The sequence below is a fragment of the Pseudomonas sp. GL_093 genome (assembly GCF_057837605.1).
Window position 1 is genome coordinate 182,563 of the sequence record NZ_CM174448.1, and the last position, 20,463, is coordinate 203,025.

The following is a 20,463-nucleotide window of genomic DNA, read 5'->3' on the forward strand; positions in this document are numbered from 1 at the left end:
GTCAAGGATGAAGAAAAGTCAGAAGTTGTTCGGCGCCAGCCTGCTGGCGCTTGCGATCAGCGGATGTGCAGTCACCAGTGAACCGATCGAACGCAGCGTCAGCCAGCAGCGCGCCAGGAGCGACCTGCAAAACATGTACAAGGATCAGGAGCCCCTCAGCGGTCCGCTGACCCTGCATCAAGCCATGGCCCGCGCGGTGAAGTACAACCTCGAAGGCCGACTCAAGATCATGGAAGAGGCCCTGGCCAAGCGCCAACTCGACCTCGCCAGTTTCGACATGTTGCCGCGCATGGCGCTGGACGCCGGGTACGTCGGCCGCAACAACGTCAACGCCTCCAGCAGCCAGAGCGTACGGACCGGAACCCAGTCGTTGGAGCCATCGACCTCTCAGGACCGCGACCGTGAAGTCGCCGACCTGACCATGGTCTGGAACGTGCTCGATTTTGGCGTCAGCTACATCAGCGCCAAACAACAGGGCGACCAGCGGCTGATCGTTCAGGAGCGCCGGCGCAAGGTGATCAACACCATCGTTCAGGACGTGCGTTCGGCCTATTGGCGGGCCATGGCCGCCGAGCGTTTGCTCAAGCAGATCGACAGCCTCATGGCCCGGGTCGACACCGCGCGCGGCAACAGCCAAAGCATGAGCCAGCAGCGAATCGGCGATCCGATTCAGGCGCTGGGTTATCAACGCTCGTTGATCGAAGCCACACGCCAACTGGAAGAACAGCGTCGTGCGCTGTCGCTGGCGAAAACCGAACTGGCGACCCTGATCAATCTGCCGCTGGGCACCGACCTGACCCTGGCGACCCAGGACGACTATGTCATTCCGGAATTGAAAGTCGACCTCGCCAGCCTCGAACAGGAAGCCCTGACCAGTCGTCCCGAGCTGCGAGAACAGGATTACCAAAGCCGCATCAGCGCGGCCGAAACCCGCAAAGCCATGTTGCGGCTGCTGCCGGGTCTGGAGTTCTCGGCCGGCGGGCATTACGACAGCAACTCGTTCCTGGTGGAGCAGGGCTGGGCCGACTACGGCGTGAAAGTGACGTGGAACCTGTTCAACGTGATCTCCGCACCAGCGGCGATCAACGTCGCCAAGGCTGGCGAAGAAGTCGCCGCGGCGCGCCGCCAGGCCATGTCGATCGCGGTGCTGGCGCAGCTTTATGTGGCCAACGCCAACTACCGCGAGGCGATGCGGCAGTTCAAGACCAACCAGCAACTGTCGGACATCGACGGACAGATCGTTGGCCAGCTGCGCAACCGTTATCAGACGGCCAGTCTGGGTGAACTGGACTTGATCCAGGGCGAACTGAACACCTTGCAGGCCGATTTGCGTCGCGACCTGTCGTACGCCGATCTGCGTAACGCTTACGGCCAGATCTTTGCCAGTGCGGGACTTGATCCACTGCCGGATCAGGTGCAATCCACCGAAGTGCAATCCATTGCCACCGCGCTGGCCAACCGCGAAGCGGCGTGGGCGGCCGGGAACATCACGATGCCGGTGGCCCATGCCCCGGTCCAATAACCTGCTGGCACCGACGGCGAGCATCAGCCGCGCACAACGGGAGGCGCGCAACGGCCATCGCGGCACGGCGATTTTGCTGACCGGTTTGCCGGCGGCGGGCAAATCGACCCTGGCTCAGGCGCTGCATGCCGAGCTGTTCGAGCACGGCGTGCAGAGCATCGTGCTCGATGGCGACGGGCTGCGGGTCGGGCTCAATCGTGATCTCGGCTTTGCCGACAGCGATCGTCTGGAGAACATCCGTCGCGCCAGCGAAGTCGCGGCGCTGCTGGTGGAGAACGGGCAGATCGTCATCCTCGCGATGATCGCGCCGCTGATGGAGCTGCGTGAGGTATTCGCCCGGCGACTGGGTGAGGATTACCGCGAAGTCTGGTGCAGCGCCTCCCTGGCCGTCTGCGAACGGCGCGATCCGAAAGGTCATTACGCCCGTGCACGACGGGGCGATTTGCCGGGATTTACAGGCGTGTCTGCACCGTATGAACCGCCGCCGTCTGCCTCCTTGGTGCTCGATACCGGGGTGCAATCGATTGAGGCCTGTCTCGATCACTTGCTGACCTGGCTCGGCGAATGCGCGGTGTTGCCGAAACGATGAGCCGAGCGGCGTTTTCTCGCTTGCCGGTGACGGTGGATCTGCCGTTGCTGTTGCAGGCACTGATGGCGATTGACGAGGACGAGTGGCGCGGTCATTTCAACAGTGCTTACTACACCGGCGACTGGAGTGGTGTGGCGCTGATTTCTGCGGCGGATGCGTTGTCCGAACTGGCGCCGGGTCGCGGTGAACCGCTGTTGCGTGTGCCTTGGCTGCGAGATGTCAGGTGGCAGCAAGGCTTGCGGGATCTGCCATTGGAAATCGTGTCTGCGCGCCTGTTGCGGCTCGGTCCGGGCGGGCAAATTCATGAACATCGCGACTATGATCTGGGCGAGCCGGACGCCGATTTACGTCTGCACATTCCGCTGCTCAGCCCACCTCAAGTGGACTTCCTGCTCGATGGTCAGCGCATGCCGATGGCTGTCGGTGAATGCTGGTTTCTCGACCTGTCGCGGCCCCATCGCGTGGACAATCGCGACACCCGCACACGGATTCATCTGGTCCTCGATTGCCGTCCCGGTCCCTGGCTGGAGCAGGCGATTGTCGAGGGTTTACCGACCACGCCTTCGTCAGATGTCGGTGAGGGGGCTTTACTGCAGTTTCAGCGTTTGGTGGCCAGCGATTCGCAGCTTTCGAAGACGTTGCAGGGCTTGCCGGACACCGAGGTTTTTATCACCCGCGCTCTGGAACTGGCGGTTGAGCGAGGCTTGATGTTCTCCCGCGAAGAACTGCGTGCGGCGATGCGTAACGGCCGACGCCAATGGAATGAACAATGGAACGCCTGAATCTGGAAGGTTGGTTGCCGATCCGGGTCTGGCAGCAGGCCGGCGAGAGGCAGGTCGATTGGTGCTGGTTCGGTGACACGCCGCTGCATCAGCCGTTTTTTCGTGATGCCGTGGAAGACGCGCTGAGATTGCCGTTCAATCAGGCGTTTCGCCGGCAAACACCGCTGTCTGCCCTCGGCGACTGGCAGACGACCCGCCCCGGTTTGGCGCCGAGCGCGTTTATCTTCCACGCTTCGCGCTGCGGCTCGACCTTGATCAGTCAAATGCTCGCCCGACTCGACAGCCACATCGTTGTCAGCGAACCACCACCGTTGGACGCCTTGCTGCGCAGTGGTTTGCCGTCGGCCGAACGGCGTGTCGCCATCGAAGGATTGTTGTCCGCGTATGGCCAGCGTCGGCTCGGTATCGAGCAACGTTTGGTGATCAAGCTCGATGCCTGGAACATCGGTGAACTGCCGTTGCTGCGCGAATGTTTTCCCGAAACGCCGTGGCTGTTTCTTTATCGCGATCCGCTGGAAATTGCCGTTTCACATCTACGCCGTCCGGGCATGCACATGGTGCCGGGGATGATCGGGGCGAGTGTGCTCGATGATGAGTTGCCGTTTGCTGGTCGAGAGGACTTCATCGCACGGCGGTTGGGGCGATTGCTGCACGCAGGGTTGGCGCAATGCCGGGCGTTTGGCGGGTTGGCGGTGAATTACAGCGAATTGCCCGGCGCTATGGCCGGGCGATTGGCTGATTTTTTTGGGTTGGATGACGTGCAGCGTGAGCAAGTGTTTGCGGCGGTGGGGCAGCATGCCAAACAGCCTTCAGAAGTGTTTGTCGGGGACAGTGATGACAAGCGTCGCGAGGCCACGGTGCTTTTGCACGAATGTGTGGAAAGTTGGGCACGAGAGCCTTATGAAGCGCTAAGTGCCGAGTCATGTATTGACAGCACTGACGCCATCGCGAGCAGGCTCACTCCCACATTGAATCTCGGTCGTACACAGAAGCTGTGTTCACTGAAGATCAACTGTGGGAGCGAGCCTGCTCGCGATGGCGGTAGTCAATTCACCACAAACCTACCCGGCTAAACCTTGACCCGAGCCTGCATGATCTCCGACTCCTCCCAATGATCCATCGCTCGCTCTACGAGCAACTGCACGCCATCGGCCATGCGACTGAGCGCCAAGGCTACCGAGCGTCGTGTCCCGTCCACATCGTCCGCCAGATTGGCCGCGATGGCGCTGATGGACAGCAGGTCTTCGGAGGCGTTGGCCAGAAGGGTTTCGGTGTTGACCTCGGGGGCGACGGTGAAGAGGTGGCCTTTGCGGTGCCTGGGCGGCTTTTGGGTGGTCGGGGGGAAGTAGTGGGCGAAGGCGCGGTCGGCGGCTTCTTTGAGTTTTTCGTCTTCGAGGGAATCTTGGGAATCGGTTCCAGAGTTCTCTGGAGGATTCGGGGTAATTTTGTGCATATAAAACATCCTAAACAGTAAGTTGGAACCGCCACCGTTCGTTTGCACGCGAATTGGGTGGCGGCCGTGCGCAGGTGTGCAAGACCGGGACTGTTTAGGACACCCAGCAGATCCGAGGATCTCCTGCGCGCAGCCGCCATAAAGCAATGAGCCATGGCAATTGCGCCCTAAACAGTTTCGTCGGACTTGCACGTCCGTGTCACCGTTTATTCAGTGACAAGGCCAGACTAGACCTGGCTTCGGACCGGAACAAGTTCACCAACACCGCTACAACTTGAAGGAAATCTCCGACGCGGTTACCGGACGTTGGTGTTTGCGCAGAAGGTCAGGATTTGGACGACAAATCCGCCATCCCCTTGAGCAACTCGATCGGCAGCGGGAAGACAATCGTCGAACTCTTGTCCCCGGCAATCGAACTCAATGTCTGCATATACCGCAGCTGCATGGCCCCAGGCTGGCGCCCGAGCATTTCTGCGGCCTGCATGAGTTTTTCCGAGGCCTGCAATTCGCCTTCAGCGTGGATCACCTTGGCCCGGCGTTCCCGTTCGGCTTCGGCCTGTTTGGCGATGGCGCGGATCATCGATTCGTTGAGGTCCACGTGCTTGATCTCGACGTTGGCGACCTTGATCCCCCACGCATCGGTCTGGGCGTCGAGCACTTGCTGGATGTCGATGTTCAACCGCTCACGCTCGGCCAGCAGTTCATCCAGTTCATGTTTACCGAGCACCGCCCGCAACGTGGTCTGAGCCAATTGGCTGGTGGCCATGAGAAAGTCTTCAACCTGAATAATCGCTTTCTGCGGATCGAGGACGCGGAAATACAGCACCGCGTTGACCTTGACCGAGACGTTGTCGCGGGTGATCACATCTTGCGGCGGCACGTCGAGGACCACGGTGCGCAAATCGACGCGAACCATTTGCTGGACCACCGGAATCAGCAGGATCAGGCCAGGGCCTTTGACCTGCCAGAAACGCCCGAGCTGGAACACCACCCCGCGCTCGTATTCGCGCAGGATGCGAAAGGTCGACCCCGCCAATGCAATCACCAGTAACAGCAGCGCGGCAAAACCCAGTTGCAAGCCCATGGTTATTCTCCACCCGGCGCCGCGTCAGCCGCGGCCACTTCCAGCAATAATCCCTTGCGTGCCACTACCCGGACCCTTTGCCCGGGTTGCAGCGGTGTGGCACTGAGCACTTGCCACTTTTCTCCTTGCAGATGCACCCAGCCGTTGTAGGCATTGCCGGCCAGCGACATCACCGGGGTTACGCTGCCCACCAGTCCTGCATCGCCACTGACGTTTTCGCGCGGTCGGGTTTTCAAAGCGTGGATCAGCAGGAAAATCAGCAACAGGGCACTGATCAGTCCCAGGCCGATCATCAACGGAACCGGAACCTCGGTGTTGCTCAGAATCACCGCACCGATCACGAACATCACAATGCCGCCCAGACCGATCACGCCGTAATTGGGCAAGGCCGCCTCGGCGATCAGAAACGCGATGCCGAACGTGATCAGCCAGATCCCGATGGGGTTGGGCACCAGCAGGACGACGGTGTCCGCTGCGAATACCGATCCGCTCAAGGCCAACAGCAGCGCAACTGCACAACAACGAGTGTTCACGTGACCCTCCCTGTAGGAGCGAGCTTGCTCGCGAAGAACCTGAGAGCACCGTGCCGATTCAGATGATCCGCGTTACATACAGTCTAGCTGAGCTCTGAATTGTACGAATTTTGATCAGTTGTTGACGTTATTCCGGCGGGCAGATTTCCCGCGCGATTGCGCCAGCGGGCCTAGACTTTTAGTGGAGAGAAAAGGTTTAACCATCGTCCGCGAAACGTTGTTGCGGACTCCGAGGTGCATCATGCGTATGGCAAGAACTGTGCAGGACAGCCTCAACAAGGCTCACTGCGAATTTGACATCGTCACCCATCCGCACTCGGCCAGCAGCCTTGAAACGGCGCGGGTCGCGGGCATTCCTGCGGAACGGGTGGCCAAATCGGTGATCCTCGACGACCACCACGGTCATTTTCTGATGGCTGTGCTGCCGGCGAGTCGTCACCTGGACCTGAGCAAAGTACGTGGCAGCGGCGAATGGCAGATCACCCGGGAAAGCACCCTGGCGCATCTGTTCCAGGATTGCGAACGCGGCGCGGTGCCGGCGTTGGGCGAATCCTATGGCCTGGACATGGTCATCGACCCACTGCTGACCCGGCAAAAAGACATCTACCTGGAGGCTGGTAACCACAACAACCTGGTGCACATGAGCGTGCCGGAATTCCTGAAAATGGTGCCGCATGCTGAAGTGTGCGAGTTGAGTCAGTAGTTTTTCGGTGTCAGTTACATCGCCATCGCGAGCAGGCTCGCTCCCACAGTTGAGCGCGATTCCATGTGGGAGCGAGCCTGCTCGCGATTGACTGCGCAGCAGTCACCCAATTATTTGCCATTACAAAGGAGCCCACCATGGAATCCCCAACCCACAGCCTCCCCAATCTGTTCAAACAACTCGGCCTGCCTGACGACGCCGAAAGCATCGATAAATTCATCGCCACCCATTCACCGCTCAAACCCGAACTGCACCTGGCGGATGCGTTCTTCTGGAGCAAGAGCCAGGCGGATTTCCTGCGTGACGATATTCTGGATGACGCCGATTGGGCGGAGGTGGTGGATCAGCTGGATGTGCTGTTGAGGAAGGGGCGGGGGGTGTAAAAATTTTGGTGAAATGACTGAAATGTGCAAAAAACCTTCAGGTGTTGAAGAAATCTGGGCTTTAATCGCGTTTGTGAACTTTTTCTGTGGACGCGCACAATGCCCTTGGTTGGATACGCACACCTGCATGAAGCTCTGAAGCTTAAAGTTATCGCGCCGACTCGTGTGGCTATGGTCAAACCAGTCACGCGCATTTCGACGATTGGGGATTGCCTGGCTGTCCCACAATCTGTCGCGCCGGCATCCGATTCGACCCTTGAACACATTTTCTTTGCGCTTAAACACGAAGGCATCAATCTCGGCATCCTGGCGGCCGCCCTTGAGACTGTTGTTGCCGAACAGCTGCTTCAAGAGCTGGCAAAAGCTCCGAACGGAGTCTTTGTTCGAAAGACCTGCTTTCTCTGGGAAGAATTGACAAATCGGCGGCTCGATTATGAAACCCAGATCAATAGCAGATTTGCGCCGCTTTTCGACCCCGAACGTTATGTAACTGGCCCGACGTTTAGAAACACGCGTTGGCGGATCGAGTTCAATGGTCTTGGCTCAATGCGCTACTGCGCCACCGTAGAACGAACTCCTGAACTCGAAGCTTTGCTCAGTCTCGACATTCTCGGCCGCGCTAAAGCCTTTATGGCGACATTGCCGCCCGAAATGATGGACCGCGCCATCAACTGGGCCTACCTACACGAAACCCGCGATTCCTTCGCCATCGAAAAAGAAGAACCTAGCGAAGAAAAATCTCGCCGCTTTGTTCAACTGCTGCGTCAGGCCCATGAAGGGCGCGAGTTGAGTGAAGACTATCTGGTCGAACTGCAGAACAGTACGGTTTCCAATCCCTTCGACAAAGCTGTCCTGTTTCGCCACGAACAGAATCATCTGCATAACGGTCTGCGTGGCGCCGCTGGCGTCAGCTATGTCCCGCCCGCACCGGACTTGTGTCGTGAACTGATGGAAGAGTTGATGAACTTCGCCAATCAGTCTTCAAGGCAAGTCGACCCACTGGTGGCGGCGGCTGTGACTGCTTTCGGATTCGTCTTCGTTCATCCGTTCATGGATGGCAATGGCCGACTTTCACGTTTCTTGATTCACCAGACCCTTTGCCATTCCGGAGCCTTGGAAAATGGGTTGCTCCTGCCCGTCTCAGTGGCCATGAAACACGAAGAGGCAAACTACCTGGAAGCGCTGAAGGACTTCTCAAAACCTGCTCGTGATTTTTGGAATGTCACTTGGCTGGACGCTGATCAGATGGTTTTCGAGTTCATCGGCCACCCGTCCATTTATCGCTTCTGGGACGCCACCCGTTGCGTCGAATTCACATTGCAGATGGCGCGACGCGCGCTGGAAATCGAATTGCGTGAGGAAACTGAGTTTCTGGACCGTTACGACCGTGTAGTCAAAGCGGTGAATCAGCGTTTCGATGTTCGCGGCAGCGATTTGTCGAAGCTGGTGATGATGTGTCTGGACAACGACGGCAAGGTCTCGAAGCACCGACGTAAGCAGTTTCAGTACAGCGTGCCGGAGGAGGTTTTAGATTTTATTGAGGGAGAAGCGGGAAGATTGTTGAGTGATGTCTAAGGGGCAAGCATTCGTCTGACAATTGAATTGTTTCAAAACTTGACCAACTTTCCCCTCAAATGCCATATTGATAGTTAGCAAACTAACAGTGTGTGTTTCCCCTCGTGCCGAAGAACCTCGACGCTCTCCAGATGAACATCAGCAGCTCCATGGTGGTGGCCGCCAGGCATTGGCGGAAGATCTGCCAGACCACGCTGGTCAACTATGGAATCTCCGAAGCCTGCGCCGTTCCGTTGTTGATGATCGGGCGTTTGGGCGAGGGTGTGCGGCAGGTGACGGTGGCGCAGGCGGCCGGGATGGAGAGCCCGTCCCTGGTGCGTCTGCTGGATCAGTTGTGTCATGCCGGTTATGTCTGCCGTACCGAAGACGCCCATGACCGGCGCGCCAAATGCCTGAGCCTGACCGAGACGGGTCGTGAGTTGGTGCAAGCCGTCGAAATCGAGTTGGTGCGCTTGCGCCATGAAGTGCTCGAAGGGATCGATCAGCGTGATCTGGAAGCAGCGTTGCGGGTACTGAGGGCTTTTGAATCGGCCAATCATCTGCCGGTGATCAACCCTTGAGCGGATTTTTTACCGGCATGCCCCCGGCGCGGGACTGGTTCTACGGTGTGCGAACGTTCGCGGCATCGATGATCGCGTTGTACATCGCCATGCTCATGCAAATGCCCCGGCCGTATTGGGCGATGGCCACGGTCTACATCGTTTCCAGTCCGTTTGTCGGCCCTACCAGTTCCAAGGCGCTGTACCGCGCAGTCGGCACCCTTCTCGGTGCCGCCGCCGCGGTTTTTTTCGTGCCGATGTTTGTCCAGAGCCCCTATGCGCTGGTGGTGGTCATCGCGCTGTGGACCGGGATTCTGTTGTTTCTGTCGCTGCACCTGCGCACGGCCAACAGTTACGCCCTGATGCTCGCCGGTTACACCCTGCCGCTGATCGCTCTGCCGGTGGTGGATAACCCGCTGGGGGTGTGGGACGTGGCCGAAGCGCGGACTGAAGAAATCTTCCTCGGCATCGCGGTGGCGGCAGTGGTCGGCGCCATGTTCTGGCCCCGGCGGCTGGCGCCGGTGTTCAATGACTCGGTGAACAAATGGTTTGCCGATGCTTCGACTTACAGCCTGCGTTTCCTCAGCCGCAACGTGCAGCCGGACGAAGTCAGCGCGCTGCGCTCCTCGATGGTCGCGACCTTCAACACACTGGAATTGATGATCGGTCAGTTGCCCCACGAAGGCGCGCGGCCGCAAACGGTGCGCAACACCAAGGAACTGCGCGGGCGAATGATTCATTTGCTGCCAGTGATCGACGCCCTCGACGACGCGCTGTATGCCCTTGAGCGACGCACGCCCGAGCTTGTGGATAAGTTCGCGCCGCTGCTGGCCGCGACCACCGAATGGCTCGGCCACAAAGATGCCGACCTCGCCCGCTGGCAAGCGCTGAAAGATCAACTCGAAGCGCTGCAACCGTCCGCCGATGCGTTGGATGATCGCAAGCAGTTGCTTTTCTCCAACGCCCTGTATCGCCTTGGCGAGTGGATCGATGTGTGGCAGGACTGCCGCAGCCTGCAGTACGCCATCCAGTGCGAAAGCCAGGACAGCTGGCGCGCGGTCTATCGGCACTGGCGGCTGGGTCGGCTGTCGCCGTTTCTCGACCGTGGGCTGATGCTCTATTCGGCGGCGTCCACCGTCACCGCCATCATTGTTGCTTCGGTGCTGTGGATTCTGCTCGGCTGGACCGACGGTGGCGCCGCGGTGATTCTGGCGGCGGTGGCGTGCAGCTTTTTCGCCTCGATGGACGACCCGGCGCCGCAGATCTACCGGTTCTTTTTCTGGACGGCGATGTCGGTATTGTTCGCCAGTCTTTATCTGTTTCTGGTCCTGCCCAACCTGCATGACTTCCCGATGCTGGTGCTGGCGTTTGCCGTGCCGTTCATTTGCATCGGCACCCTGACGGTCAAGCCGCAGTTCTATCTGGGTATGCTGCTGACCCTCGTCAACACCTCGTCCTTTATCAGTATCCAGGGCGCCTACGACGCGGATTTCCTCAGCTTCGCCAACTCCAATCTGGCGGGTCCCGTGGGCTTGTTGTTCGCGTTCGTCTGGACCCTGATCGCCCGGCCGTTCGGTTCCGAACTGGCGGCCAAGCGCCTGACCCGTTTCAGCTGGCGCGACATTGTCAGCCTGACCGAACCGGCGACGTTGTCTGAGCACCGGCACTTGGGCGTGCAGATGCTCGATCGCCTGATGCAGCATTTGCCGCGCCTGGCCATGGCCGGCCAGAACACGGGCATCGCCCTGCGGGAAGTGCGCGTGGCGCTGAACCTGCTGGATTTGCTCGCCTATACACCGCGAGTACTCGGCGTACCGCAAATGCTGCTGCACCAGGTGGTGGCCGAGGTTGGCGAGTATTTCAAGGCCTGCCTCAAGGCTGGCGAACGGTTGCCGGCACCGAGTCCGTTGTTGATGACCCTGGACCGCACCCGCCGTGCCCTCAACACGGAATGCGATGAAGGTGCGCGTCTGCATTTGCTGCACGCCCTGAGCGGCCTACGTCTGTCGCTGCTGCCAGGGGTGGAATTCGTCGGCACCGGCGAGCTCGAAGAACCGCTTCCCCATGGCATCGATGGAGCGCCTTTATGATCGGTGATCTGGATATCAGCGGAGTGTTCCTGCCCACGCTGCTGGTGCTGATGGGCATTACCTACGTGTTGTTCCTGCTGGTGCACGGGTTGCTGACGCGTCTGCACTTTTACCGTCTGGTCTGGCACCGGGCATTGTTTAACGTGGCTCTCTACGCTGTGCTGCTCGGCGTCGTGGACTCACTCAGTCGATACCTGATGACATGAAAAAACCTTTTTTGACCATCGGTCGCGTGGTGCTGACCCTGCTGATCGTGACCTTCGCCGTTGTCGTGGTCTGGCGCATGGTGATGTATTACATGTTCGCGCCCTGGACCCGGGACGGCCACATTCGCGCCGACATCGTGCAGATCGCGCCGGACGTGTCCGGGCTGATCCAGCGGGTCGACGTGCGTGACAACCAATTAGTCAAACGTGGCCAGGTGCTGTTCAGCATTGATCAGGACCGTTTCAAACTGGCCCTGCGTCAGGCCAAGGCGGCAGTCGCCGACCGTCAGGAAACCCTGGCGCAGGCGCAACGCGAAGCCAAGCGTAACCGTGGCCTCGGCAATCTGGTGCCGGGCGAGCAGCTGGAAGAGAGCCAGTCCCGGGTGGCCCGCGCCGAGGTGGCGCTGATGGAAGCTCAGGTGGCGGTGGACAGCGCCCAGCTCAACCTCGACCGCTCGACCATCCGCAGCCCGGTGGATGGCTACGTCAACGACCGTGCACCGCGCAATCAGGAATTCGTTACCGCCGGGCGTCCGGTGTTGTCGGTGGTGGATAGCAATTCATTCCACATCGACGGTTATTTTGAAGAAACCAAACTGGACGGCATTCATGTCGGCCAGAGCGTCGATATTCGGGTGATCGGCGACCGCGCTCGCCTGCGCGGGCATGTGGAAAGCATCGTCGCCGGCATTGAAGACCGCGACCGCAGCAGCGGCAGCAACCTGCTGCCCAACGTCAACCCGGCGTTCAGCTGGGTGCGACTGGCCCAGCGGATTCCGGTGCGGATCGCCTTCGACGACGTGCCGGCGGATTTCCGCATGATCGCCGGGCGGACCGCCACGGTGTCGATCATTGACGATCAAACTCAGGAGCCCGCGAAATGAGCAGGGCCTCGGGTTTGGCTATCGCCGGGTTAGGCCTGTTGCTGTCGGCCTGCCAGGTGGTCGGGCCGGATTATCACGTGCCGGACGAGGCCGCCGTGCACCGTGAAGACTTGCAGGGCGACTTGGCGGTGAACGGCAAAAATGTCGTCTCGGCACCGGTGCCCAGCGATTGGTGGCGCTTGTATCAGGATCCGCGCCTCGATCAATTGGTCCAGCAGGCCATGGCCTCCAACACCGATTTACGCGTGGCGGCGGCGAACCTTTCCCGAGCCCGCGCGCAGGTCGATGAAGCTCAAGCGGCAGGTGGCTGGAGCGGCGGGGTGAAGATGGGCGCCCAGCGTTTGCAGGAGTCCGGCGAAGCATTCCTGCAGCCAGAGAAAGTGCCGGTGGCCAACGTCGGCGACATTGGCATTACCACCTCGTATCAGTTCGATTTGTTCGGCACCTTGCAGCGCGGCATCGAAGCGGCCAAGGCCAATGCCGATGCGACTCAAGCGGCGGCCGATACGGCGCGGATTACCTTGGTGGCCGATGTGGTTCGGGCCTACACCCAAGTCTGCGCAGCCAACGAAGAGCAGGAAATCGCCCAGCACTCTCTCGACTTGCAAGCCCAAAGCACCACGCTGATCCAGCGTCTTCGCGACGCCGGGCGCGGTGATGAAACCCAGGTGACCCGCTCGCAAACCCAATTCAAATCCTTGCGCGCCGACATGCCGCGTTATGAGGCGGCGCGGCAGGCCGGGTTGTTCCGGTTGTCGATGCTGCTGGCCAAACCACTGGATCAACTGCCAGCCGGCACCGACCGCTGCGCGGAGCTGCCGAAGATTGCGCAATTGTTGCCGGTCGGTGACGGCGCCACCTTGCTCAAACGCCGTCCCGATGTGCGACAGGCCGAGCGTCGATTGGCTGCGTCGACCGCCGGCATCGGCATCGCCACCGGCGAGTTGTACCCGGACATCAGCATTGGCGCGACTGTCGGTACCGTCGGCATCCTGGAAAACCTCGGCAAACCGGCGACCAATCGCTGGGGCTTCGGGCCGTTGCTGACCTGGACCGTGCCGTCCAACGGCTCCCGCGCACGCATTCGCGAGGCCGAAGCCGCCACCCAAGGCGCGCTGGCACATTTCGATGGCGTGGTGCTCAACGCCATCCGCGAAACCCAAACCGGCCTGGCTCAGTACTCCGCGTTGCTGCAGCGACGCGACGCGCTGGCCGACGCCGAACAATCGGCGCAACTGGCGGCAGACCAGACTCACCGCTTCTTCCAGGCCGGTCGCGCATCGTTCCTGGCAGACCTGCAAGCGACCCGCACCTACACCGACGTGCGGGCGCAACTGGCTTCCGCCAGCACGCAGGTTGCCATCAGCCAGATCGATTTGTTCCTGGCCTTGGGTGGCGGCTGGGAAAGCGGACGAACGCAAGGCACGAACTCCGGCAAACCCTGAGGCCGTTGCTATGCTTTGATTTGATGAGGTCGCGCGTCGAACTCATCAATCAAGGCTCGCGTTGGTCATGGGGATTCCAATAATGAAAAACCCTTATGCTCCCGGCTTCTGGTGCGCTATTGCGGCATTGGTGTTGCTATCGGCCACTTATTTCTACGGCATCATGCTGGCCCACCAGATCGACAAGGCACTGGTGTTCCTCGACAGCGCCACGGCACTGATTGCCGTGATGGCAATCGTGGTGGTGGCCTGGGCTTCAGTCCAGGGCGCGCGCATCAAAAAAAGGCAACTCGAACAAGGCAAGACCCTGGTGCTGATCTGGGACACCAAGGTCGCGCTGCGCCGTGTCGAAACGGTGTTCGATCGGTATTTCTGGGGCAGTTACTGGCAACCGGGGCGTACGTTCCAGGAAGTCATGGGCGAACTCACCGGCACACCGCTGGAAAAAAGCCTCGAAACCCTGAAAAAACAATGCCAGGCGCTGGACAAGCAAGTGTCCGAGGAAGGCTGGCACTGGCTCAATAACGCCCGTGAACTTTCCGATGTCGCCACCGCCATGGCCCGCGAACGTTATCAACTGGACTTCTGCGACCCGCGCTCGGAATCCCCAAGCGGCACGGCGGTGATCAATCGCGACTTCGAAGTGCTGGTCTATACATGGACCGCACGGCTCAAGAGCTTTGATCATCAGCTTGATGAGATCGAGGTTCAGTATTCCTGATTCTGTAGTGGCGGGACTGTCGCCTTCGCGAGCAAGCCCGCTCCCACATTAGATCGGTGGTGATCACAGCATTTGTGAACACCTGAGATTCAATGTGGGAGCGGGCTTGCTCGCGAAGGCGATCTAATGAGCACTGAAACTCTCAACCCCTGCCAGTTGTCCACAAGCAGTGACACTCCCTAGACACTCTTTAACCTTTAATCATTGGGTCGCCCGGTGCGCCTGATGCTAATCTCCATCGCACTTTTAACGCAGTCGTGACCGCAACCCGTCATGGGTTCAGGGAAGACGACCACACTTCAAACAACGGACATTGATCGGGTCATTCATGAATAAATCAGCAGGCGTGCTTCTTGGAATCGTCGTTGCCATCGGTGCAATCAGCGCCGGCGGTGCCTGGTACACCGGCACCAAACTCGAAGGCGTGCTGAACACCTCGATCGCCGATGCCAACAAAGAGCTGCAAGCCGCGCTGGTCGGTTCCAACGGCACGGCGTCGCTGGAACTGGTATCGCTGGAGCGCCATGTGTTCAGCAGCACCGCGCACTACCGCCTCAAGGGCGAAGGTGAGATGTTCGGCGAGGCCCCGGTCGAACTGCTGTTCGTCGATCGCGTCGAGCACGGTCCGCTGCCGTTTTCGCGCCTGGTGTCGCTGAAGTGGCTGCCGGTCCTGGCCACCAGTCACTACGAACTGGAAAGAACCCCGACCACCGAAAAATGGTTCGTCGCTGCCAAGGACAAATCGCCACTCACGGGCGTGGTCAACATCGGTTACGACAATGCCACCAACGGCACCCTGCAATTGCTGCCGCTGGACGTGGCGCTTGACGACAAGTCCAACCTGAAATTCTCCGGGCTGAACCTCGATGTTGCCGCCAGCGCTCAAGCGCAGAAGGTCAAGGCCGACGGTTACATGGACAGCCTGACCCTGAGCACGGTCGCTGAAGATCAGACGCCAGTGAAGGTCGAACTGAACGGCCTGACCCTGGCCAGCAACCTGACAAAAAGTACCTACGGCTACTACACCGGCGAGAACACCGTCGAGCTGACTGATAGCAAGACCACCTTCGGCGCCAAGCAGTCGGTCTTGGGTTTCAAGAAGTTTGAAATGAAGAACCAGACCGAGGAATCCGGCACCAGCGCTTCGGGGCGTGCCGATTACAAGGTGGGTGAGGTGAGCCTCAACGGCAAGACGGTCGGCTCTGCGCAGATGGCCATGAGCCTGAAGAACCTCGACATCCCGGCAACAATGTCGTTGATGCAGATTTACCAGACCAAACTGCAACCGTACGAGAGGGCCGCCGCTGAGGCCGTGGCTGCGGGTCAACCGGCGCCAGAACTGATCCTGACTCCGGCCGAAGAGGCGCAGGTCAAAACCGGCCTGGAGAAACTGCTGGCCGCCGGCCCGCAGGTCGCCCTGGAGAATCTGTCGTTCAACACCGCCAATGGCGAAAGCCGCGCCAACCTGGTGCTCGACCTGACCAAACCTCAATCCATGGACCTGCCGCCAGACCAGTTGACCCAACAACTGATCGCGCTGCTGGACGTCAACGTGAAAGTGTCCAAGCCAATGCTCGTTGACCTGCTGAGCGTGCAGTCGCAAATCGACGGTCAGACCGACGCCAAGCTCATCGCCGATCAGGCCACCGCCACCGCCGACATGTTTGGCAGCATGGCAGTCGGTACGCAGTTGGCAAAACTGGAAGACAACAACATCGTCGCCAAACTGCACTACGCCAATAATCAGGTGGAATTCAACGGCCAGAAGATGACCGTTGAAGAGTTTGTCGGGTTTGTCATGAGCAAACTCGGCGGTAATGTCGCCGTCGAGTAAAACCAGGGTTTACACACCGACGCCCGGCCTCTGCGCAACGCAGACGTCGGGCGTTTTGCTGTCTGGCGTTTGACGCGGGGGGAACATCCGTTAATTCAGATCCCGAATCAGCCGCCACGCCTCATCCACCGGCAACGGCTGTTTCATCCGTTCGGCGAGCAGCGCTATCGCACGTTCTTCATCGCAAGCCACCGCGGCGACCACCAATGCGTCCATGCCGAACAGGCCGATAAAAGGGGGATGGTCAGGATCGCCTTTGAACTCGACCTCATCCCAGGTCGCGGCGTGGCCGAGGTAGTCGTAGTTTTTACCGAAGTGCCAGGTCCAGAAATAGGGGACGTCGAGGTAATGCTCGTCGCCGCCGAGCATGTTCATCGCCGCGATCCGTGCCTGTTGCTGCGCCAGGCGCCAATGTTCGATCCGTTGGGGCTGGCCGTTGAGCGGGAAGGTCGCGATATCGCCGGCGGCCCAAAGCCCATCGGTCACGCGCATCCCGCCATCGACCTTCAGCGACTGGTCTTTTTCCAGGGGAAGGCCGGTAAATGCGCCGGTTGCCGGGCTGACGCCAATGCCGACCAACACCAGATCCGCCGGTAAACGTTGACCGTTGTCCAGGCGCACTGCTTCGACCTTGGTCGTTCCTTCGATGTGCGTTGCGTTGCCATCCGTACGAAACACCACGCCGTTGGCCTCGTGCAGGGCACGAATCGATTTGCCGACGGCATCGCCAAACTGTTTGGCAAAAGGCACGGCGTGGCGGGCCAGAACGGTGACGTCCAGGCCGTATTGACGCAGGGAGGACGCGGATTCCATGGCAATAAAACTGTCGCCGATGATCACCGCCCGTTGGCCTGGTTTTGCCGAGCCCAGAATCCGCTGCGCCTGATCCTTCGAGCGCAACACGAACACCTGCGGCAGGTCGGCGCCAGGCAGCGTAAGCGGATTGGGTGCGCCACCGGTGGCGAGCAGGGCAGCGTCGTAGCTCAGCGATTGACCATCAGCCAGGCGCAACGTCTTGTTCGCGGCGTCCAGGCTCGTCACTTCAGCGTTTATTCGCTCAATGCGCTGTTCGCGGTAAAAGTGTTCATCACGCAGCGGCGGGACTTCTTCCGGCGGCATCTCCCCGGCAATCACGAATTTGCTTAATACCGTGCGGTCGTAACCGGCGTCGGTTTCACGGTCGATCAACAGCACTCGGCCACCGAAGCCCTTTTCGCGCAACGCCGCCGCGCACGCCGTGCCTGCCGCACCGGCACCGATGATCACAAACGTTCGCTCGTCGTCCGCCGGAGGGGTGTGAGCGTCGGGCATCGGCTGATCGTCGACCCAGACCTCGCCATCGCGCACTTCCAGCGGATAGCGCTTGAGGCTGTCCAGGGCCGGCGGTTCGCACAGCGCACCGTCCTCGATCCGATACGCAGCCTTGTGCCACGGGCAGATCAAACGTCCGTGGCACAGAGCGCCGTCGGCCAGCGGCGCTCCGGCATGGGGGCATTCGCCCTGAAAGGCGCGTAGTTGATCGCCCACCCGCAGCAGGACAATTTTCGTGTCTGCGATCTGAACCTCAAGGCCCCGGTTTTCGGACACATCGGCGAAACGGGCGACACGGTGCAGTGCCATGATCACTCTCCAGGCAAGCGTTTCACTTAAGAGTTTGGCGCTTATATGGAGGTTCAGCCAATTCCCACTGCCACGGAATGAACGGTCCGGCTATAGTTTGCACGCCGACGACGGCCCCACCCGCACAAGGTGCTCCGGTATGACCCGATTGACCTCTCTGAACCCTTGGCTGGCGGCCGTTGCAGTCGCCCTTTGCGTGCAATTTCCGGCGCAGGCCCAGGAGCGTTTCACCCTGAACATCCCAGGTGTCACCGACGATCGACTGTTTACCTCGGTCGCCGCCAGCGATGCGCCCAATTGTGGTGGGCACAACCAGTCACCGGCCTTGAACTGGAATGCCGGCCCGGCGGGCACCCTCAGTTACGCCATCGTCATGCATGACCCCGATGGCGCGAAAGGCCAGGGCGTCGATCACTGGGTGCATTACGGCATCAAACCGACCACCCACCAGATCCCGGCCGGTGTCGGCGCCAAATCCGCCCTTGAAGGCGTCGGAGGCACGAACGTCAAAGGCACCACGACTTATGTCGGCCCTTGCCCTCCGGTCGGCGATAGCGCGCACCACTACATCATCCAGATTTATGCCCTGGACCTGGCACCGGACGCCTTGCCTGCTGGCCTTACCCGCGCACAGCTACTGGAAAAGATCAAAGACCATGTGCTGAGAAACAGCAGCGTAGTGCGGCGTTATCACCGCTGAAGATTCTTTTCACTGCGGTTTAACCCGAACCTGTCGGGCTGTCCGTCTCAGAGGATGAATGGATCAATTTCCTCCTGAGGTCAGCCCCCATGTCCCTCCCTCTGCAATTCCTTCACCCGGCCGCCCAGGGTTTCGCCGCCGGGTTGCTGCTGGCCATTGCCGGTTGCGGCGTTTCATCCAAGCCTGATTCCGCCTCGGTTGCGCCACCGGTTCAAGGTGCGCTGCCGGCTGAAGTACTGGTGCGCAAAGAGGCTGTCATGGCGGACACCTCGATGGCCAAGCGCAGCGTGCGTCCGGCGCCGACGGCGAGCTATGCGCCGATGCCCGCGGGCGAAGCGTATCCGCAGGGATATCGGGATGAGCAGCGGGAGCAGTACCAAGCGCTGGCGGATAACCCGATTCACAGTGTGGCCGAAGCGCCTGTCTCGACCTTCAGCGCCGACGTCGACACCGGTGCTTACGCCAACGTCCGCCGCTTGCTGAATCAAGGGCGCCTGCCACCGGAAGGTGCGGTGCGACTGGAGGAAATGGTCAATTACTTTCCCTACGATTACGCATTACCCACCGATGGCTCACCCTTCGGCGTGACCACCGAGCTGGCGCCGTCGCCGTGGAACCCGCATACCCGATTGCTGCGCATCGGCATCAAGGCCTCGGACCGCGCGGTGGCGGAGCTGGCCCCGGCGAACCTGGTGTTTTTGGTGGACGTGTCCGGCTCGATGGACCGACGCGAGGGTTTGCCGCTGGTGAAAAGCACCCTGAAATTGCTGGTCGATCAATTGCGCGAGCAGGACCGGGTTTCCTTGGTCGTCTATGCCGGTGATTCACGTGTGGTGCTGGAGCCGACCTCCGGACGCGACAAAGCGAAGATTCGTACCGCCATCGATCAACTGACCGCCGGCGGATCAACCGCTGGGGCGTCAGGTATCGAACTGGCCTATCAGATGGCGCAGCAGGCGTTTATCCCCAAGGGCATCAACCGCATCCTGCTGGCCACCGACGGTGACTTCAACGTCGGTATCAGCGACTTCGACAGCCTCAAGCAAATGGCTGTGGATAAACGCAAGACCGGCGTTTCCCTGACCACGTTGGGGTTTGGTGTGGATAACTACAATGAACACCTGATGGAACAGTTGGCCGATGCTGGCGACGGTAACTATGCCTACATCGACAACCTGCGCGAGGCGCGCAAGGTGCTGGTGGATCAGCTCGGCTCGACCCTCGCGGTCGTGGCGAAGAACGTGAAGCTGCAGGTGGAGTTCAACCCGGCACAAGTCAGTGAATATCGGCTGTTGGGGTATGAAAACCGTGCGTTGAAGCGTGAGGATTTCAGTAACGACAAGGTCGATGCCGGTGAAATCGGCGCAGGACATACGGTGACGGCGTTGTACGAAATTGTGCCCAAGGGCGAGAAGGGTTGGCTGGAGCCGCTGCGGTATGGCAATCCTGGGGCCGCTGTTTCCGAAAAAACTGGGGAATTGGCGATGTTGCGAGTGCGATATCAGTCGCCTGAGGGTGGGAGTAGTCGCTTGATTGAGCGGCCGATCACTGACAGTGCTGCGCCAGCCAGTGAAGACCTGCGATTTGCCGCGGCCGTGGCAGCGTTTTCCCAGCAGCTCAAGGACGGGCGTTATACCGGCGATTTCAGCCTGAAGGACACCGAGGCTTTGGCTCGCGGTGCGCGGGGCGAGGATCGATTTGGTCTGCGGGCAGAGTTCGTGCAATTGGTGGAGTTGGCGCAAAGTCTGCGAACCACAACCGCATCGAACAGTGAGCCGCTAAAAGGAGGCTACAACTGAA

Annotated in this window: 20 protein-coding genes; 16 read left to right on the top strand and 4 right to left on the bottom strand. The window is 60.1% G+C overall.

The window, feature by feature from the left end; translation table 11 throughout:
* Positions 1 to 7: 7 nt before the first annotated feature.
* The 4 genes from AC3IUE_RS00755 to AC3IUE_RS00770 are packed head-to-tail and all read left to right on the top strand — an operon-like array spanning position 8 to position 3,966.
* Complete coding sequence (locus AC3IUE_RS00755; RefSeq protein ID WP_489264982.1) at positions 8 to 1,522, top strand: TolC family protein; 1,515 nt, start codon at positions 8 to 10, stop codon at positions 1,520 to 1,522.
* The gene (gene cysC, locus AC3IUE_RS00760; protein ID WP_489264984.1) at positions 1,506 to 2,111 is read left to right on the top strand and encodes an adenylyl-sulfate kinase; all 606 of its coding nucleotides are present in this window, start codon (positions 1,506 to 1,508) and stop codon (positions 2,109 to 2,111) included. Before AC3IUE_RS00755 ends, cysC begins: the two co-directional genes overlap by 17 nt.
* Entirely contained in the window at positions 2,108 to 2,893 is a 786-nt protein-coding gene (locus AC3IUE_RS00765; RefSeq protein ID WP_489268733.1) for an aspartyl/asparaginyl beta-hydroxylase domain-containing protein, read from the top strand. The genes cysC and AC3IUE_RS00765 overlap by 4 nt, the downstream gene beginning before the upstream one ends.
* Entirely contained in the window at positions 2,881 to 3,966 is a 1,086-nt protein-coding gene (locus AC3IUE_RS00770; protein ID WP_489264986.1) for a sulfotransferase family protein, read from the top strand. Before AC3IUE_RS00765 ends, AC3IUE_RS00770 begins: the two co-directional genes overlap by 13 nt.
* Here AC3IUE_RS00770 and AC3IUE_RS00775 read toward each other — a convergent pair.
* From AC3IUE_RS00775 to AC3IUE_RS00785, 3 genes are all read right to left on the bottom strand, one after another.
* Positions 3,963 to 4,346: a DUF6124 family protein gene (locus AC3IUE_RS00775; RefSeq protein WP_489264988.1), complete on the bottom strand. Its 384-nt coding sequence runs from the start codon at positions 4,344 to 4,346 to the stop codon at positions 3,963 to 3,965. The genes AC3IUE_RS00770 and AC3IUE_RS00775 overlap by 4 nt on opposite strands.
* A 325-nt stretch (positions 4,347 to 4,671) precedes the next feature.
* Positions 4,672 to 5,430 carry a slipin family protein gene (locus AC3IUE_RS00780; RefSeq protein ID WP_008148132.1) on the bottom strand — a complete coding sequence of 253 codons (759 nt, stop codon included), beginning with the start codon at positions 5,428 to 5,430 and terminating at the stop codon, positions 4,672 to 4,674.
* A gap of 2 nt (positions 5,431 to 5,432) precedes the next feature.
* Complete coding sequence (locus AC3IUE_RS00785) at positions 5,433 to 5,963, bottom strand: NfeD family protein (protein WP_008148135.1); 531 nt, start codon at positions 5,961 to 5,963, stop codon at positions 5,433 to 5,435.
* Between the two features lie 241 nt (positions 5,964 to 6,204).
* Here AC3IUE_RS00785 and AC3IUE_RS00790 point away from each other — a divergent pair, with 241 nt between their 5' ends.
* From AC3IUE_RS00790 to AC3IUE_RS00835, 10 genes are all read left to right on the top strand, one after another.
* Complete coding sequence (locus AC3IUE_RS00790) at positions 6,205 to 6,666, top strand: aminoacyl-tRNA deacylase (protein ID WP_046047264.1); 462 nt, start codon at positions 6,205 to 6,207, stop codon at positions 6,664 to 6,666.
* 137 nt (positions 6,667 to 6,803) lie between these two features.
* Positions 6,804 to 7,049, top strand: a complete 246-nt coding sequence (locus tag AC3IUE_RS00795) for a DUF2789 domain-containing protein (RefSeq protein ID WP_046047265.1) — start codon at positions 6,804 to 6,806, stop codon at positions 7,047 to 7,049.
* A 99-nt stretch (positions 7,050 to 7,148) separates the two neighbouring features.
* Positions 7,149 to 8,624: a Fic family protein gene (locus AC3IUE_RS00800; protein WP_489264992.1), complete on the top strand. Its 1,476-nt coding sequence runs from the start codon at positions 7,149 to 7,151 to the stop codon at positions 8,622 to 8,624.
* Positions 8,625 to 8,755: 131 nt separating this feature from the next.
* Positions 8,756 to 9,184, top strand: coding sequence for a MarR family winged helix-turn-helix transcriptional regulator (locus tag AC3IUE_RS00805; protein ID WP_056745708.1), 429 nt, complete (start codon positions 8,756 to 8,758; stop codon positions 9,182 to 9,184).
* Positions 9,181 to 11,253, top strand: a complete 2,073-nt coding sequence (locus tag AC3IUE_RS00810) for an FUSC family protein (protein ID WP_489264995.1) — start codon at positions 9,181 to 9,183, stop codon at positions 11,251 to 11,253. Before AC3IUE_RS00805 ends, AC3IUE_RS00810 begins: the two co-directional genes overlap by 4 nt.
* Positions 11,250 to 11,459, top strand: coding sequence for a DUF1656 domain-containing protein (locus AC3IUE_RS00815; protein ID WP_489264997.1), 210 nt, complete (start codon positions 11,250 to 11,252; stop codon positions 11,457 to 11,459). Before AC3IUE_RS00810 ends, AC3IUE_RS00815 begins: the two co-directional genes overlap by 4 nt.
* The gene (locus AC3IUE_RS00820; RefSeq protein WP_033058627.1) at positions 11,456 to 12,343 is read left to right on the top strand and encodes an efflux RND transporter periplasmic adaptor subunit; all 888 of its coding nucleotides are present in this window, start codon (positions 11,456 to 11,458) and stop codon (positions 12,341 to 12,343) included. The genes AC3IUE_RS00815 and AC3IUE_RS00820 overlap by 4 nt, the downstream gene beginning before the upstream one ends.
* On the top strand, positions 12,340 to 13,788 hold the full coding sequence (locus tag AC3IUE_RS00825; protein WP_489264999.1) for an efflux transporter outer membrane subunit: 1,449 nt from the start codon (positions 12,340 to 12,342) through the stop codon (positions 13,786 to 13,788). Before AC3IUE_RS00820 ends, AC3IUE_RS00825 begins: the two co-directional genes overlap by 4 nt.
* Positions 13,789 to 13,870: 82 nt before the next feature.
* Complete coding sequence (locus AC3IUE_RS00830) at positions 13,871 to 14,509, top strand: hypothetical protein (protein WP_056745699.1); 639 nt, start codon at positions 13,871 to 13,873, stop codon at positions 14,507 to 14,509.
* Between the two features lie 328 nt (positions 14,510 to 14,837).
* Positions 14,838 to 16,343 carry a YdgA family protein gene (locus tag AC3IUE_RS00835; protein WP_056745697.1) on the top strand — a complete coding sequence of 502 codons (1,506 nt, stop codon included), beginning with the start codon at positions 14,838 to 14,840 and terminating at the stop codon, positions 16,341 to 16,343.
* Positions 16,344 to 16,433: 90 nt separating this feature from the next.
* Here the strand turns inward: AC3IUE_RS00835 and AC3IUE_RS00840 are convergent, their stop codons facing one another.
* Entirely contained in the window at positions 16,434 to 17,963 is a 1,530-nt protein-coding gene (locus AC3IUE_RS00840) for an FAD-dependent oxidoreductase (protein ID WP_489265001.1), read from the bottom strand.
* Between the two features lie 139 nt (positions 17,964 to 18,102).
* On the opposite strand from AC3IUE_RS00840, the gene AC3IUE_RS00845 reads away from it, so the two are divergent.
* Together AC3IUE_RS00845 and AC3IUE_RS00850 are read left to right on the top strand one after the other, a co-directional pair.
* Positions 18,103 to 18,663 (top strand): YbhB/YbcL family Raf kinase inhibitor-like protein, encoded by a 561-nt coding sequence (locus tag AC3IUE_RS00845; protein ID WP_056745694.1) that lies wholly within the window; start codon positions 18,103 to 18,105, stop codon positions 18,661 to 18,663.
* A gap of 89 nt (positions 18,664 to 18,752) precedes the next feature.
* Entirely contained in the window at positions 18,753 to 20,462 is a 1,710-nt protein-coding gene (locus AC3IUE_RS00850) for a vWA domain-containing protein (RefSeq protein ID WP_489265004.1), read from the top strand.
* Position 20,463: the final 1 nt, after the last annotated feature.

Coding starts and splice junctions, on each gene's coding strand:
- AC3IUE_RS00795 (WP_046047265.1), top strand. CDS start 6,804: ATGGAATCCCCAACCCACAGCCTCCCCAATCTGTTCAAACAACTCGGC.
- AC3IUE_RS00840 (WP_489265001.1), bottom strand. CDS start 17,963: ATGGCACTGCACCGTGTCGCCCGTTTCGCCGATGTGTCCGAAAACCGG.
- AC3IUE_RS00850 (WP_489265004.1), top strand. CDS start 18,753: ATGTCCCTCCCTCTGCAATTCCTTCACCCGGCCGCCCAGGGTTTCGCC.
- AC3IUE_RS00845 (WP_056745694.1), top strand. CDS start 18,103: ATGACCCGATTGACCTCTCTGAACCCTTGGCTGGCGGCCGTTGCAGTC.
- AC3IUE_RS00755 (WP_489264982.1), top strand. CDS start 8: ATGAAGAAAAGTCAGAAGTTGTTCGGCGCCAGCCTGCTGGCGCTTGCG.
- AC3IUE_RS00790 (WP_046047264.1), top strand. CDS start 6,205: ATGCGTATGGCAAGAACTGTGCAGGACAGCCTCAACAAGGCTCACTGC.
- AC3IUE_RS00805 (WP_056745708.1), top strand. CDS start 8,756: ATGAACATCAGCAGCTCCATGGTGGTGGCCGCCAGGCATTGGCGGAAG.
- AC3IUE_RS00775 (WP_489264988.1), bottom strand. CDS start 4,346: ATGCACAAAATTACCCCGAATCCTCCAGAGAACTCTGGAACCGATTCC.
- AC3IUE_RS00815 (WP_489264997.1), top strand. CDS start 11,250: ATGATCGGTGATCTGGATATCAGCGGAGTGTTCCTGCCCACGCTGCTG.
- AC3IUE_RS00835 (WP_056745697.1), top strand. CDS start 14,838: ATGAATAAATCAGCAGGCGTGCTTCTTGGAATCGTCGTTGCCATCGGT.
- AC3IUE_RS00820 (WP_033058627.1), top strand. CDS start 11,456: ATGAAAAAACCTTTTTTGACCATCGGTCGCGTGGTGCTGACCCTGCTG.
- AC3IUE_RS00770 (WP_489264986.1), top strand. CDS start 2,881: ATGGAACGCCTGAATCTGGAAGGTTGGTTGCCGATCCGGGTCTGGCAG.
- cysC (WP_489264984.1), top strand. CDS start 1,506: ATGCCCCGGTCCAATAACCTGCTGGCACCGACGGCGAGCATCAGCCGC.
- AC3IUE_RS00830 (WP_056745699.1), top strand. CDS start 13,871: ATGAAAAACCCTTATGCTCCCGGCTTCTGGTGCGCTATTGCGGCATTG.
- AC3IUE_RS00780 (WP_008148132.1), bottom strand. CDS start 5,430: ATGGGCTTGCAACTGGGTTTTGCCGCGCTGCTGTTACTGGTGATTGCA.
- AC3IUE_RS00800 (WP_489264992.1), top strand. CDS start 7,149: ATGCCCTTGGTTGGATACGCACACCTGCATGAAGCTCTGAAGCTTAAA.
- AC3IUE_RS00765 (WP_489268733.1), top strand. CDS start 2,108: ATGAGCCGAGCGGCGTTTTCTCGCTTGCCGGTGACGGTGGATCTGCCG.
- AC3IUE_RS00825 (WP_489264999.1), top strand. CDS start 12,340: ATGAGCAGGGCCTCGGGTTTGGCTATCGCCGGGTTAGGCCTGTTGCTG.